Source organism: Neisseria sp. RH3002v2g (assembly GCF_014596425.2).
Lineage (GTDB): Bacteria > Pseudomonadota > Gammaproteobacteria > Burkholderiales > Neisseriaceae > Neisseria.
In genome coordinates this window covers 1468745-1481832 of record NZ_CP110721.1, presented here as the reverse complement: position 1 = coordinate 1481832, position 13088 = coordinate 1468745, and the positions used below count along the sequence as shown (strand labels likewise).

The window sequence follows — 13088 nt, the reverse complement described above, 5'->3', positions numbered from 1 at the left end:
ATGGCGGAATCAAATCATTTTGCGCTTCATCTTGAGCGCTATCTGAAAACCTTGTCGCAACAAGGCAAGTCGCAGCATACTGTTTCCGCTTATCGGCGCGATTTGAGTGAATTGATGCGCTTGTTGCCCGATAATCTGAAAAACGGCCTGCCGACGCGCCGTGATTTTGTGGCGGCATTGAAAAAGCTGTCGCAAAAGGGTTTAAGCGAAAGCAGCTTGGCGCGGAAATTGTCGGCGTGGCGGCAGTATTGCAGTTGGCTGGTGCAGATAGAAGTCATGGAAAGCGACCCGACGTTTAATATGAAAGCGCCGCGCCTGCCCGAACGACTGCCCAAAGCGTTGCCGCAGGAACCTTTAAACCATATCCTTGATCAAGCGCCGGTTGATGACGAGTTGGATGTACGCGATAAGGCCATGTTTGAATTGATGTATGGCAGCGGTTTGCGTCTGAGTGAGATACAAGGGTTGAATCTGAACAGTATCGTCTTGGACGAAGGTTGGGTCAGCGTGAATGGTAAAGGCGGCAAGCAGCGGCAAGTGCCTTTGGTGGGCAAAAGCATTGCGGCATTGCGCGATTATTTGGCGGTGCGTATTGCCAAAGAGGGCGAGCAGGCCTTGTTCACCAATAAAAACGGCGGCAGGCTGGGGCAGCGTCAAATCCAAAAACGCCTGCAGGCGTGGGCGGTGCGCGTGGGCAGTGCCAGCCATATCTCGCCGCACATGATGCGCCACAGTTACGCCACCCATCTTTTGCAGGCATCGGGCGATATCCGTGCTGTGCAGGAATTGTTAGGACACAGCAATCTTTCCGCTACGCAAGTTTATACCAAGCTGGACTTTGACCATTTGGCGCGCGTTTATGATGAGGCGCACCCAAGGGCGAAACGGAAAAAATAATTTTGTTTGAATCAGGCCGTCTGAAGAGCGTTTTCAGACGGCCAGATGTTTTATGAATAAAAAATACAGATGATTTGAAACCATTTGAATTTTTATTGGTCTGATGAAGTTTCGATATTGGCTTAATGTGCGGATAGCATAAACGCCGGAAGAATAGGCTGTTTTACCTTGCCGCTTATCTTTTAAAACGACCTTTTGTTTGATAATATTAGTAATGAGAGCTAATATCATATTATGATATGCGACCTTTAAAAAGCAGGTCTATAAACTTTTTATATAAGCATTAATGCTTATTTTGACTGTAAAACGACTTGCAAACGGGAATTGTTGCTATTAACATAACGGAATTATGGATAAAAAACGAATTTTAACTCCAGCCGTCGTGACTTCCGTTGCGTTGATCCACGTCGGCTTGGTTGCACTTTTATGGCACGCGCACAAACCGCCTCCTGTCGAAATGGCGAATATTGAATTTGTCGATTTGGGCGATTTCGGCGGAGGCGATGGCAGCCCTGAGGGCGAAGGCGCGCCTGCTGCACCGGAGCCTACCCCCGAACAGCCGAAACCTAAACCCAAACCTAAGCCTGTCGAGCCGCCCAAGCCTGTTATCAAACCTGTGGTAACGAAAAAAGAAAAAGCGGATATCGTACAGCAAAAGGAAAAACCGAAACCTATCGAGAAACCTAAGCCCGAGCCTAAGCCGGAACCCAAACCTGAGCCGAAGCCCGAGCCAAAACCTGAACCGAAACCAGAGCCGAAGGCAGAGCCTAAACCGTCTCCCAAAGCATCTGAATACTCAGGCAACAAAACCGGGCCGAATACTGCTGAAAACGGTAAAGGCAGCGGCGAAGGCAAAGCCTTGAACGGAGAAGGTAAAGGTAACGGCGGCGGTACGAAAGGTACTGGCAGCGGACGCGGCGAAGGCAGCGACTCCGGCAGCGGCGGTGCAAAAGGCGAACATGGCTCCGGCACCGGCGGTAGCGGAGGTGGCAGCGGTACAGGTGCCGGCAGCAGTAAAGGCAATCCTGCAAAAGGAACCTGCCATATTCCAAGACCCCCATATCCGACAATGTCAACTGAAAATGGCGAAGAAGGCTTGGTCGTGCTGAAAGTCTTGGTTGGTCCGGGTGGTAAAGTGGATTCAATTAGTGTCAATAAATCAAGTGGTTTTAACCGTCTGGATAATGCGGCGCGTAAAGCCGTTAAGGATGGCAGTTGCCATGCAAGTGTTTGGACTGAATTTAAAGTACCTGTCAAATTCACGCTCGAATAAGCATCCAGGCATAAGCTGATGGATTAGAAAATATATGCTATTGGGAAATGGTTTTAAATGACCCGATAGAAATTTTAATTTTATTTTTAACTTGGAAAAATTATGGATTTAAGTTTAGTTTTCAAATCAGGTGATGTGGTACTGATTGGTGTATTTGTCCTGATGTTGTTGATGAGCGTGGTAACATGGAGCGTTATCGTGATCCGTTGCATCAAATACTGCAAAGCGAAAAAAGGCAATGCACAGGTAAAAGAGCTGATGTTGAATGCGTTTACGCTGGCCGATGCCGTACAGAAAGCCAAAGCGGTAGAAGCACCGATGAGCCGCGTTGCCGATGAATCTCTGCGCGCATACCAAAACTACCGTCAAACAACGAGCAAATCGCTGATTGACGAATTGCCTTTGAACGAATACTTGGTTGTTCATATCCGCAACAGCATGTCCCAAACCATGCGTCAGTTCGACTACGGCATGACTGCTTTGGCCTCCATCGGCGCAACCGCTCCGTTTATCGGCCTGCTGGGTACTGTTTGGGGTATTTATCATGCCCTGATCGGCATCAGCGAAAGCGGTCAAATGAGCATTGCCGCGGTGGCCGGTCCGATTGGCGAAGCTTTGGTATCGACTGCTGTCGGCCTGTTTGTAGCGATTCCAGCTGTATTGGCGTACAACTTCCTCAATCGCGGTACAAAAACTATCGCGCAAGATATGGACGCATTTGCACATGACCTGCATGTCCGCCTGCTGAACCAAAAGGATTAAACCATGGCTTTCGGATCAATGAATTCCGGCGATGATGCGCCGATGTCGGATATCAACGTTACGCCTTTGGTGGACGTGATGCTGGTGTTGCTGATTGTATTTATGATTACCATGCCGGTGCTGACCCACTCGATTCCTTTGGAGTTGCCGACTGCTTCGGAAAAAGCGGCGAAAGAGGATAAGCAGCAGCCTAAAGATCCTTTGCGTTTGAGCATTGATGCCAGTGGTGCTTATGTCGTTGGCGGAGATTCGGATAACAAAGTGGATTTGGCAACGGTAACTGCCAAGCTGAAAGAAGCCAAAGCGAAAAACGAAGATGTGATTGTGGCGATTGCGGCGGATAAAGCGGTTGAATACGATTATGTCAACCAAGCTTTGCAAGCGGCGCGCGAAGCCGGTATCAGCAAAATCGGTTTTGTAACGGAAACCAAAGCGCAGTAATCTTTTGAATACAGTCAAGGCCGTCTGAAATTTGAGTAAAGTTTCAGACGGCCTTTTGTTGTATTTGGTAACTATATGTCCAGGCTGTATAATTAGCGGATTAAATTGAATAATGACAATACAGGAACCACTATGACAGAAACCATCGAACGCGACAGTATGCAATACGATGTCGTGATTGTCGGCGCAGGCCCGTCGGGTTTGTCTGCCGCCATCAAACTCAAGCAGCTTGCCGAAAAGAATGGACGCGAAATCAGCGTTTGCGTGGTGGAGAAGGGTTCGGAGGCCGGTGCGCACTCGCTTGCAGGCGCCATCATCGATCCGATTTCTTTGAATGAGCTGATTCCTGATTGGAAAGAAAAAGGCGCGCCGCTGACGCGTACAGTGACGAAGGACAGGGTTTTGTTCCTGACCGAGAAAAAAGCCTTCAACCTGCCGGTTACCCCGAATTTCGACAACCATGCGAACTATATTGCCAGCTTGGGCGAAGTTGTCCGCTGGTTGGCGGAGCAGGCGGAAAGTTTAGGCGTGGAAATCTATCCGGGCTTTGCCGCCGCCGAAGTGCTGTATCACGAAGACGGTTCGGTCAAAGGCATTGCGACCGGCAATATGGGCGTGGGCAAAGACGGCGAACCGACCGATTCATTCCAGCCCGGCATGGAGCTTTGGGCGCAGCAAACCATATTTGCCGAAGGCTGTCGCGGTTCGCTTTCCAAGCAAATCATCGAGCGTTTCCAACTCGACCAAAACAGCGAGCCGCAAACTTACGGCTTGGGCATTAAAGAAATTTGGGAAGTGCCGTCTGAAAAACATCAGCCCGGTTTGGTCATGCACAGCGCAGGCTGGCCGCTAGACAGCAAAACCTACGGCGGCGCGTTTATTTACCATTTCGACGACAACAAAGTCGCTGTCGGCTTTGTGGTCGGTTTGGACTATCAAAACCCTTATCTGTCGCCGTTTGAAGAGTTTCAACGGTTCAAAACCCATCCCAAAATCCGCAAAACCTTTGAAGGCGGCCGCCGTATCGCGTATGGTGCGCGAACACTGATTGAAGGCGGTTTGCAAAGCCTGCCGAAACTCTCGTTCAGAGGCGGCGTTTTAATCGGCGATGCCGCAGGTTTCCTGAATATGCCGCGCATCAAAGGCATCCATACGGCCATGAAATCCGCCATGCTCGCCGCAGAAGCTGTGTTCCCTTTGTTGGAAAACCTCGAAGAAGTGGAAAGTTTCGACAGCGGCAAAGAGGCGGCTGATTATCAGCAACGTTTTGAACAAAGCTGGCTATATCAAGAGCTTTACGCTGCGCGCAATGTCCGTCCGTCATTTAAATGGGGTGTTTACCTCGGCTCAATCTATACCGGCATCGACCAAATGATTTTCAGAGGCAAAGCCCCGTGGACTTTGAAACATCACGGCAAAGACAACGAGCAGCTCAAAAAAGCCGCCGAATGCAAGCCGATTGATTATCCGAAGCCCGACGGCGTTTTGACCTTCGACCGCTTGAGCAGTGTGTTCCTTGCCAACCTTGCGCACGAAGAAAACCAGCCCGACCATTTGGTGCTGAAAAATCCGCAGGTCATGATAGACGTAAACTACAAAGAATACGCCTCGCCCGAAACCCGCTATTGTCCGGCCGGCGTATATGAAATCGTCGAAGAAAACGGCAGTCCGCGCCTGCAAATCAACGCCGCCAACTGCGTGCACTGCAAAACGTGCGACATCAAAGACCCGACGCAAAACATCACTTGGATTTGCCCCGAAGGCGCAAGCGGGCCGAATTACGGCGGAATGTAATTGACTGTTTGAAGTCAAAATCTAAAGGCCGTCTGAAAAATTTCAGACGGCCTCTATCCTATTATTTCATCAATGGACGCATTATGAACACACGCATTTGGCAGGCAGGACGATTTGAAATCGCCTTGGACAAACCGAAAATCATGGGCATCGTCAATCTGACCCCCGATTCATTTTCCGATGGCGGCACCTATTCGCAAAATGTCTCAATAGCATTGGCACATGCCGAGCAGCTGCTGAAAGACGGCGCGGATATTCTCGATATCGGCGGCGAATCTACCCGCCCGGGTTCGGATGATGTTTCTCTCGAAGAAGAATGGGCCAGAGTGCAGCCGGTTTTGGCGGAAGTGGCCAAGTGGAATGTTCCCGTCAGCTTGGACACGCGCCGTACGGCGATTATGGAAAAAGCCTTGGCGCAAGGCGGCGTCGATATTATCAACGATGTTGCCGCATTGAGTGATGAAGGCGCAGTCGCCTTGCTGGCGCAACAGCCGAAGACAGGCGTGTGTCTCATGCACATGCAGGGTTTGCCCAAAACCATGCAGCTTAATCCGCAATATCAAGATGTCGTCGAAGAAGTCGCGCGTTATTTAAAAGCACGCGCGGCAGAATGCGTTCAAGCAGGCATTGCCCCCGAACGCATCACGCTAGACCCCGGCTTCGGTTTCGGCAAAAACCTGCAACACAACATTACCCTGATACAACATTTGCCTGAGTTGATGGACGCAACCGGATTCCCACTCCTGATCGGCATATCGCGCAAACGTATGATTGGCGAGCTGACAGGCGAACAAGATGCCGCCAAACGCGTACACGGCAGCGTGGCAGCCGCTTTGGCAACAGTCGCCCGAGGCGCGCAAATCATCCGTGTTCACGATGTCAAAGCAACATCGGACGCTTTGAAAGTTTGGGAAGCATTGGGCATATCGGCATAATGCCCGAATAGAAAACCGACAGGCCGTCTGAAACATTTGCCCGGCATCTTGAACAAGCAACAAGTTATGCTATAATCCGCTTCTACTCTTGACGGGTCTGTAGCTCAGGGGTTAGAGCAGGGGACTCATAATCCCTTGGTCGTGGGTTCGAAACCCACCGGACCCACCAAATATTAAAAATGCCTGAGGCTTTTGGCTTCGGGCATTTTTGTATTCATTGGTTTGCGAAAGATTGGAATATAATGTCGATAATAGCAATTCGGTTATGTCGTCTAATATGTTTTTTAGGAAAAATTCTTTTTAAAAAAGAAGGAGTAGTTTGGTGGAGTTATTGCCTTATTTTCTGTTTTTTTAGTATTTGTGTATTTTATTGTAATTATAATTAATCTAGTAATGCTATATAAAATATCAAAATTAGAAGGGATGAATGCGGGTTTTTTTGAATATCTGTTTATTGCTAGAAGAATGCAATTTAATTTTTTCAAGGTGCTGTTTGGAATGCAAAAAATCTCCAATAAATTTTATTTGAAAGTATTAAGAATAAATTTTATGGTTGCTATGATTATTCTTATTTTGGGTTTTTCTATTGTCTTATATTCGACATATTTAGTATAAAAATTAACCTATCAAATGAAAGTCAGCTATTTAAGCTGTAGAGTGTTTTATAAAAAAAATGCCGTCTGAAAATCTTCATTTCAGACGGCATTTTTTATTATTTAAGTAATACCATTTCAGTATGGCTGGATTGTTTTCAGACGGCCTGAAGATTTAGTCGGCCGTTCCGCGTATTTCGTTAATCGGGATGCGCGGTGTATAAAGTATGTCGTAAGTCGGTTTGTCCAGCAGATCTTGCAGTGAGTATTGATCTAAATGATTAAAGAAGGCTTTGATGGCGCCGGTGATGATGCCGGTCAGTCGGCAGGAAGGGGTGATGAGGCATTCGTTGTTGTCGCCCATGCATTCGACGACCTGCATCGGCTCAAGATGGCGTACCACTGCACCAATATTGATGTTTTCAGGATTGTCTGCCAAGCGCAAACCGCCGCCTTTGCCGCGTACGCTGACCAGAAAACCGCCTTTGACTAATGAGGTAACCACTTTCATCAAATGGCTTTTGGAAATATTGTAAGTCTCGGCAATGGTGCCGATATTGACGAGGGTGTCGTCATTGATGGCGGTATAAACCAATACGCGCAATCCGTAATCGGTATGTTGGGTCAGATACATGGCTGGCTCTTTAGATATTTTTATTATATGTCAAAAGCGTAGTGCTTGGTAAGGGGCTGTTTGACTTTATGTGGGATTGGGTTTCATAATATCCGAAACATTTGAATTAATCCAGTTTGACAAACTGTTACCATTATAACGAACTTATGAAGCCCTTGAAACGCCATCCTGCCTTAATAGAACTTTCCCGCGAACATCATGGCTCGCTGTCGTTGTGCGTCCGTCTCCTGCGTACGCCCGATCAAAGCCATCAGGCGGAGCTGGATCCTCATTTTATTGAGCTTGAGCCACATTTTTTGGAAGAGGAAACCATGTTTGCGCCGTATTGGGATAAAATTGACCCTGCGTTGCGGCAGCGTTTTGAAGGCGATCATGCCAAATTGCGTGCGATGATGGTGCATCCTGAATATATGAATGAATCATGGAATAAGGAGTTTGCTGTTACTTTGCGCGATCATGCGCGCTTTGAGGAGCGCGAGCTTTTCCCTGCGATTGAACCTTTTTTGCCTTTGCCTGAAAATGTGTAACAGGGAAAGGAGTCGATGGCCGTCTGAAAAGTTTCAGACGGCCTCTGTTGCTGTTTTATGATGATATAAAAATTGAAGGAACCACCATGACCGATTTGTTCAAACACCCGGTTTGGGCAATGGCCTTCCGCCCGTTTTATTCGTTGGCGGCTTTGTATGGCGCATTGTCTATACTGCTTTGGGGCTTCGGCTTTCAGGGTACGCCTGAGTTGCCGGGTTTTTATTGGCATGCCCATGAAATGATTTGGGGCTATGCCGGATTGGTTGTCATTGCATTTTTATTGACGGCCGTGGCGACTTGGACAGGCCAGCCGCCGACACGCGGTAAGGCGTTGGCCGGTTTGACCGCATTTTGGCTGTTGGCCCGCATTTGTATGTTTATCCCCGGTTGGGGGGTAACGGCAAGCGGCATATTCGGTACGATCTTTTTCTGGTATGGCGCGGTATGCATGGCTTTGCCGGTAATTCGTTCTCAAAACAAGCGTAACTATGTTGCCGTGTTCGCTATTTTTGTTTTGGGCGGCACCCATTTCGCCTTCCATCTAAAAGTGCAGCCGTTTGATGCCATTGCGCTAATGACCGGTTTGCAATCCGGTTTGATTATGGTGGCCGGATTTATCGGTTTGATCGGTATGCGGATTATCTCGTTCTTTACGTCCAAACGCCTGAACGTGCCGCAAATCCCCAGCCCTCAATGGGTAGCGCACGCTTCACTTTGGCTGCCTATGCTGACCGCCATGCTGATGGCGCATAACATTTTACCGGGACTGGCCGCGTTGTTTGCTCTGGCTGCCGGTGTGATTTTTACCGTGCAGGTGTACCGCTGGTGGTATAAAGCCGTGCTGAAAGAGCCTATGCTTTGGATTTTGTTTGCAGGCTATCTGTTTACAGGTTTGGGCTTGATTGCTGTCGGCATTTCTTATTGGGTTCCAAGTTTCCTGAATTTGGGCGTGCACCTTATCGGCGTTGGCGGTATCGGCGTGCTGACTTTGGGTATGATGGCGCGAACTGCGCTTGGCCATACCGGCAACTCTATTTATCCGCCGCCTAAAGTAGTTCCTGTCGCCTTTTGGCTGATGATTGTCGCAACGGTTATCCGTGTTTTGGCTACCTTTGTGAGCGGTACGGCATATACGCACAGTATCCGCTGCTCCGCCGCTTTGTTTGCTGCTTCTTTGCTGTTGTACGCATGGAAATATATTCCTTGGCTGATCCGTCCGCGTTCGGATGGTCGTCCGGGTTAACGGTTTGGCAAAATGAAAAGGCCGTCTGAAAAGTTTCAGACGGCCTTTATTTATTGATAACAAAAAAGCCTTTCAAAGTATGAAAGGCTTTTATTGAAACTGTGGCCTCGCCAACAGGAATCGAACCTGTATTTTACGCTTAGGAGGCATACGTTCTATCCGTTGAACTATGGCGAGGCGGTAAAGGAGGGGATTTTAAACCTTTCCGGCAAAAAAAGACAATAAGCCAGCGGCAATCAAAGGGCCGACCGGAATGCCGCCGACAAAGGCAACGCCGATGACCGTGCCGATTAATAATCCGGTTACCAAAACAGGCTGTTTGCTCATCAATGGAACGCCGCGTCCGGCAAGCCAGGCAACCAAAATGCCGATAAGGACGGCGGCAATCATTTTAAAATTGATAAACTCGGAAACCGGCGGAATCTGGATTTTACCGGAAACCAGCGGGCTCAATACGCCGATGGTCAGCAGGATGATGCCCAGATGCAAACCGTGTTTTTCCACCAAGGGAAGATATTGCGACAAGGCCGTCTGCTGCATGAGCAGCAATACCGCCGCCGAAATCGTAATCGAGTTGTTGTTGCTGACGACGCCCAAAAAAATCAGCGTAACCAGAAACAAAGGGACAAAGCTGAAATTCATCGGATTAAGATACTCGGGCCAAAGATTCTTTTGCCAGTTGGATCATGGCTTCTTTGACTTCGCTGTCAGGCAATACGTCCAATGAAGCGATGGCTTTGTCGACAGCTTTTTTCGCTTCGGAAATCGAATATGGCAAAGCATCGGAGTTGACGACATAGTCGTGGATTTTTTCAAAATAGCTGCGGTCGGCATTTTCCAAAGCATGGCGCACATCGTTGGCGGCCTGCTCGGAGCCGTTTCGCATCAGGTAAATCAATGGCAGGGTGGGTTTGCCTTCGGCCAGATCGTCGCCAACGTTTTTGCCGATTTCTTCGGTTTCGCCTGAGTAGTCCAAAACATCGTCAATGATTTGGAAAGCCGTACCGACGTACATGCCGTAGTCTTTCAAGGCTTGCTCGTGTTCGGGGGAAGCCTTGCCCAAAATTGCGCCGACTTGCGCGGCCGCTTCAAACAATTTTGCTGTTTTGTATTGGATAACTTGGACGTATTGCTCTTCGGTAATATCCGTATTGCCGATGTTCATCAGCTGCATGACTTCGCCTTCGGCGATGATGTTGGTCGCATCGGCCATCACTTCCAAGATACGCATGCTGCCTGAACCAACCATCAGTTGGAACGCGCGTGTATAGAGGAAGTCGCCGACTAAAACGGCTGCCGCGTTGCCGAAAAGGTTGTTTGCGGTTTTACGGCCGCGGCGCAATTCGCTTTCGTCAACGACATCGTCGTGCAGGAGGGTGGAGGTGTGGATGAATTCCACCATCGCCGCCAGCGAATACAGCTTTTCATCGTCATGCCCAACTGCTTTGCCTGCCAAAATGGTAATAATCGGACGCAGTCGCTTACCGCCCGCGCTGATGATGTATGTGCCGATTTGCGAAATTAGCGCGACATCGGATTGAACAGCTTGGTTGATGACCGCGTTCACTTTGGCAAGGTCATCGGGCAGGTGGCGTTGGAAGTAAGGCAGGTTTTCGAGCATAAAACATTCTCTGTTGATAAAACGGAGCGGAGGCTCCAATGAATCTGTTTAAACCCGTACATTCGGTCGGGGTAGTGATGTTGCATAAAGATATCAGCAATCCAGCGCGTGATTATATCAGTTAAAAAGCATGCAACATATCTTTCAGACGGCCTTTTCAGTTGTAAATAAAATAAATTTTGACAAAACAGGCAAATAGAAATAGAATAGCTCGTTTCGCACATGGTGTGCGGAATGTTAACCTAATTCTCATGGAGTTGAGTATGTACGCGGTCGTAAAAACCGGCGGTAAACAATACAAAGTTTCCGTTGGCGAAAAATTGAAAGTAGAACAGATACCAGCCGAACTCGACAGCCAAATCGAACTGACTGAAGTTTTGATGATTGCTGACGGCGAATCTGTAAAAGTAGGCGCACCTTTTATCGAAGGCGCAAAAGTAACAGCTAAAGTCGTTGCTCATGGTCGTGGCGAGAAAGTACGCATTTTCAAAATGCGTCGTCGCAAACACTACCAAAAACGCCAAGGCCATCGCCAAAATTTCACCCAAATCGAAATCGTGGCAATCGCCTAATTTCAAGTAAGTTCAGGAGTATTACAAATGGCAAGTAAAAAAGCAGGCGGTAGCACCCGCAACGGTCGCGATTCAGAAGCCAAACGCTTGGGCGTTAAAGCCTACGGCAACGAGCTGATTCCGGCAGGCTCCATCATCGTTCGTCAACGCGGTACTAAATTCCACGCAGGTGACAACGTAGGCATGGGCAAAGACCACACTTTGTTTGCTAAAGTCGACGGTTACGTTGAATTCAAAACCAAAGGCGCGCTGAACCGTAAAACCGTCAGCATCCGTCCTTACACCGGTTCTGAAGAATAATCGTTTTACGATTGAAAGCCGCATTCCCTTTTCGGAATGCGGTTTTTGTTTATCTGAATGTTTGTCCGTTTGATAAAATCCGTATGTCGTGAAGCTTGATTTATATTAAGGCCAAAGTAAAAACGCGCTTACAATTGATAACATTTGTTTTATTCTATCAATGCTTTCTATATAATCTATCAAATGCCTTTGATTTACCCTCATGTAGCTAAACACAGTAAACTTAAGGCCGTCTGAAAAAATCCGTATCAGTTGAATACAAGGAATTCCTCCCATGAGCTTACACAGTGATATTCTCGTCGTCGGCGCAGGCCCTGCCGGATTAAGTTTTGCCGCAGAGTTGGCCGGAAGCGGGTTGAACATAACCCTGATTGAAAGAAGTCCTTTAGAAGTGTTGCAAAATCCGCCGTATGACGGCCGTGAAATCGCACTGACGCACTTGTCGCGCGAAATCATGCAGCGATTGGGTATGTGGGATTTGATTCCAAAAGACGAAATTTATCCTTTGCGCGATGCCAAAGTGTTGAACGGTCATTCCGATTACCAGCTCCACTTCCCGCAACCGACTCAGGCGCGCGGCGAGCCTGCGGACTGCTTGGGCTATTTGATTTCCAATCACAATATCCGCAAAGCCGCTTATGAAGTCGTGTCCAAATTGGACAACGTGAAAATCCTGACCGGCACCAATGTTAAAGAAGTCAAAACTTCTGACGATGAGGCGCAAGTTATTTTGGAAAGCGGCGAAGTATTGACCGGCCGTCTGTTGTTGGCCGCCGATAGCCGCTTCTCACAAACGCGCCGTCAATTGGGCATTTCTTCCGATATGCACGATTACAGCCGCACCATGTTCGTGTGCCGCATGAAGCATACTCTGTCCAACCTGCATACCGCATATGAATGCTTCCACTACGGCCGTACCATTGCGTTGCTGCCTTTGGAAGAGCATTTGACCAATACGGTGATTACGGTGGACAGCGATAAAGCCGAGACGATTAAAAACATGTCGCCGGAAGAATTGGCAGCCAGCGTGAAAGAGCAACTCAAAGGCCGTTTGGGCGATATGGAATTGGTCAGCACCATTCACAATTATCCTTTGGTCGGCATGATTGCCCAACGTTTCTACGGCAAACGCAGCGCGTTGATCGGCGATGCCGCGGTTGGTATGCATCCGGTTACTGCGCACGGTTTCAACTTGGGTCTGGCAAGTGCCGATCTTTTGGCTAAATTGGTTCTCGAAGCCGAGCAACGCGGTCAGGATATTGGTGCGAAGAGCCTGCTGGAAAAATACAGCACCAAGCATATGCTCCACGCCCATCCGATTTACCACGGCACCAATATGCTGCTGAAACTCTTTACCAATGAAACTGCTCCGGCGAAACTGCTGCGCGGTTTGGTATTGCGTGCAAGCAATAACTTCCCTCCGCTGAAAAAACTGATTACCAAACAATTGACCGGTTAATTGTTTAAAACATAAAAGGCCGTCTGAACGATTGAA

14 protein-coding genes and 2 tRNA genes are annotated in these 13088 nt (G+C 48.4%); 12 read left to right on the top strand and 4 right to left on the bottom strand.

Features of this window, described 5'->3' with window-relative positions; all coding sequences use genetic code 11:
* The 7 genes from BBP27_RS07010 (at position 1) to BBP27_RS06980 (ending at position 6271) form a co-directional block, all read left to right on the top strand.
* A complete protein-coding gene (locus tag BBP27_RS07010; protein WP_188212033.1) occupies positions 1-897 on the top strand; it encodes a tyrosine recombinase XerC in 897 nt (298 codons plus the stop codon).
* A gap of 349 nt (positions 898-1246) precedes the next feature.
* Positions 1247-2170: an energy transducer TonB gene (locus tag BBP27_RS07005; protein ID WP_188212032.1), complete on the top strand. Its 924-nt coding sequence runs from the start codon at positions 1247-1249 to the stop codon at positions 2168-2170.
* Between the two features lie 102 nt (positions 2171-2272).
* On the top strand, positions 2273-2932 hold the full coding sequence (locus BBP27_RS07000) for a MotA/TolQ/ExbB proton channel family protein (protein ID WP_036492013.1): 660 nt from the start codon (positions 2273-2275) through the stop codon (positions 2930-2932).
* 3 nt (positions 2933-2935) lie between these two features.
* Positions 2936-3373 carry an ExbD/TolR family protein gene (locus BBP27_RS06995; RefSeq protein WP_036492000.1) on the top strand — a complete coding sequence of 146 codons (438 nt, stop codon included), beginning with the start codon at positions 2936-2938 and terminating at the stop codon, positions 3371-3373.
* A 132-nt stretch (positions 3374-3505) separates the two neighbouring features.
* The gene (locus tag BBP27_RS06990; protein WP_188212031.1) at positions 3506-5167 is read left to right on the top strand and encodes an electron transfer flavoprotein-ubiquinone oxidoreductase; all 1662 of its coding nucleotides are present in this window, start codon (positions 3506-3508) and stop codon (positions 5165-5167) included.
* Between the two features lie 83 nt (positions 5168-5250).
* The gene (gene folP, locus BBP27_RS06985; protein ID WP_188212030.1) at positions 5251-6102 is read left to right on the top strand and encodes a dihydropteroate synthase; all 852 of its coding nucleotides are present in this window, start codon (positions 5251-5253) and stop codon (positions 6100-6102) included.
* A gap of 93 nt (positions 6103-6195) precedes the next feature.
* Positions 6196-6271, top strand: a tRNA-Ile gene (locus BBP27_RS06980).
* Between the two features lie 599 nt (positions 6272-6870).
* Here BBP27_RS06980 and BBP27_RS06975 read toward each other — a convergent pair.
* Positions 6871-7329 carry an RrF2 family transcriptional regulator gene (locus tag BBP27_RS06975; RefSeq protein ID WP_004518811.1) on the bottom strand — a complete coding sequence of 153 codons (459 nt, stop codon included), beginning with the start codon at positions 7327-7329 and terminating at the stop codon, positions 6871-6873.
* 146 nt (positions 7330-7475) lie between these two features.
* Between BBP27_RS06975 and BBP27_RS06970 the strand changes: the two genes are divergently transcribed.
* Both BBP27_RS06970 and BBP27_RS06965 read left to right on the top strand, forming a co-directional pair.
* Complete coding sequence (locus tag BBP27_RS06970) at positions 7476-7856, top strand: hemerythrin domain-containing protein (protein ID WP_188211771.1); 381 nt, start codon at positions 7476-7478, stop codon at positions 7854-7856.
* Positions 7857-7942: 86 nt separating this feature from the next.
* Positions 7943-9100 carry an NnrS family protein gene (locus tag BBP27_RS06965; RefSeq protein WP_188211772.1) on the top strand — a complete coding sequence of 386 codons (1158 nt, stop codon included), beginning with the start codon at positions 7943-7945 and terminating at the stop codon, positions 9098-9100.
* 102 nt (positions 9101-9202) lie between these two features.
* Here the strand turns inward: BBP27_RS06965 and BBP27_RS06960 are convergent.
* The 3 genes from BBP27_RS06960 to ispB all read right to left on the bottom strand — a co-directional run bounded on the left by BBP27_RS06960 (position 9203) and on the right by ispB (position 10721).
* A tRNA-Arg gene (locus BBP27_RS06960) sits at positions 9203-9277 on the bottom strand.
* Between the two features lie 18 nt (positions 9278-9295).
* Positions 9296-9742 (bottom strand): DUF441 domain-containing protein, encoded by a 447-nt coding sequence (locus tag BBP27_RS06955; protein ID WP_049337019.1) that lies wholly within the window; start codon positions 9740-9742, stop codon positions 9296-9298.
* A 4-nt stretch (positions 9743-9746) separates the two neighbouring features.
* A complete protein-coding gene (gene ispB, locus BBP27_RS06950) occupies positions 9747-10721 on the bottom strand; it encodes an octaprenyl diphosphate synthase (RefSeq protein WP_003748423.1) in 975 nt (324 codons plus the stop codon).
* A 263-nt stretch (positions 10722-10984) separates the two neighbouring features.
* Here ispB and rplU point away from each other — a divergent pair, with 263 nt between their 5' ends.
* The 3 genes from rplU (at position 10985) to ubiM (ending at position 13052) form a co-directional block, all read left to right on the top strand.
* Entirely contained in the window at positions 10985-11293 is a 309-nt protein-coding gene (gene rplU, locus BBP27_RS06945) for a 50S ribosomal protein L21 (protein WP_002216394.1), read from the top strand.
* Positions 11294-11320: 27 nt separating this feature from the next.
* Positions 11321-11593, top strand: coding sequence for a 50S ribosomal protein L27 (rpmA, locus tag BBP27_RS06940; RefSeq protein WP_002212328.1), 273 nt, complete (start codon positions 11321-11323; stop codon positions 11591-11593).
* Positions 11594-11867: 274 nt separating this feature from the next.
* Entirely contained in the window at positions 11868-13052 is a 1185-nt protein-coding gene (ubiM, locus tag BBP27_RS06935) for a 5-demethoxyubiquinol-8 5-hydroxylase UbiM (RefSeq protein ID WP_003680095.1), read from the top strand.
* The last annotated feature ends 36 nt before the right edge of the window (positions 13053-13088 follow it).

Coding starts and splice junctions, on each gene's coding strand:
- BBP27_RS07010 (WP_188212033.1), top strand. CDS start 1: ATGGCGGAATCAAATCATTTTGCGCTTCATCTTGAGCGCTATCTGAAA.
- BBP27_RS07005 (WP_188212032.1), top strand. CDS start 1,247: ATGGATAAAAAACGAATTTTAACTCCAGCCGTCGTGACTTCCGTTGCG.
- BBP27_RS07000 (WP_036492013.1), top strand. CDS start 2,273: ATGGATTTAAGTTTAGTTTTCAAATCAGGTGATGTGGTACTGATTGGT.
- BBP27_RS06995 (WP_036492000.1), top strand. CDS start 2,936: ATGGCTTTCGGATCAATGAATTCCGGCGATGATGCGCCGATGTCGGAT.
- BBP27_RS06990 (WP_188212031.1), top strand. CDS start 3,506: ATGACAGAAACCATCGAACGCGACAGTATGCAATACGATGTCGTGATT.
- folP (WP_188212030.1), top strand. CDS start 5,251: ATGAACACACGCATTTGGCAGGCAGGACGATTTGAAATCGCCTTGGAC.
- BBP27_RS06975 (WP_004518811.1), bottom strand. CDS start 7,329: ATGTATCTGACCCAACATACCGATTACGGATTGCGCGTATTGGTTTAT.
- BBP27_RS06970 (WP_188211771.1), top strand. CDS start 7,476: ATGAAGCCCTTGAAACGCCATCCTGCCTTAATAGAACTTTCCCGCGAA.
- BBP27_RS06965 (WP_188211772.1), top strand. CDS start 7,943: ATGACCGATTTGTTCAAACACCCGGTTTGGGCAATGGCCTTCCGCCCG.
- BBP27_RS06955 (WP_049337019.1), bottom strand. CDS start 9,742: ATGAATTTCAGCTTTGTCCCTTTGTTTCTGGTTACGCTGATTTTTTTG.
- ispB (WP_003748423.1), bottom strand. CDS start 10,721: ATGCTCGAAAACCTGCCTTACTTCCAACGCCACCTGCCCGATGACCTT.
- rplU (WP_002216394.1), top strand. CDS start 10,985: ATGTACGCGGTCGTAAAAACCGGCGGTAAACAATACAAAGTTTCCGTT.
- rpmA (WP_002212328.1), top strand. CDS start 11,321: ATGGCAAGTAAAAAAGCAGGCGGTAGCACCCGCAACGGTCGCGATTCA.
- ubiM (WP_003680095.1), top strand. CDS start 11,868: ATGAGCTTACACAGTGATATTCTCGTCGTCGGCGCAGGCCCTGCCGGA.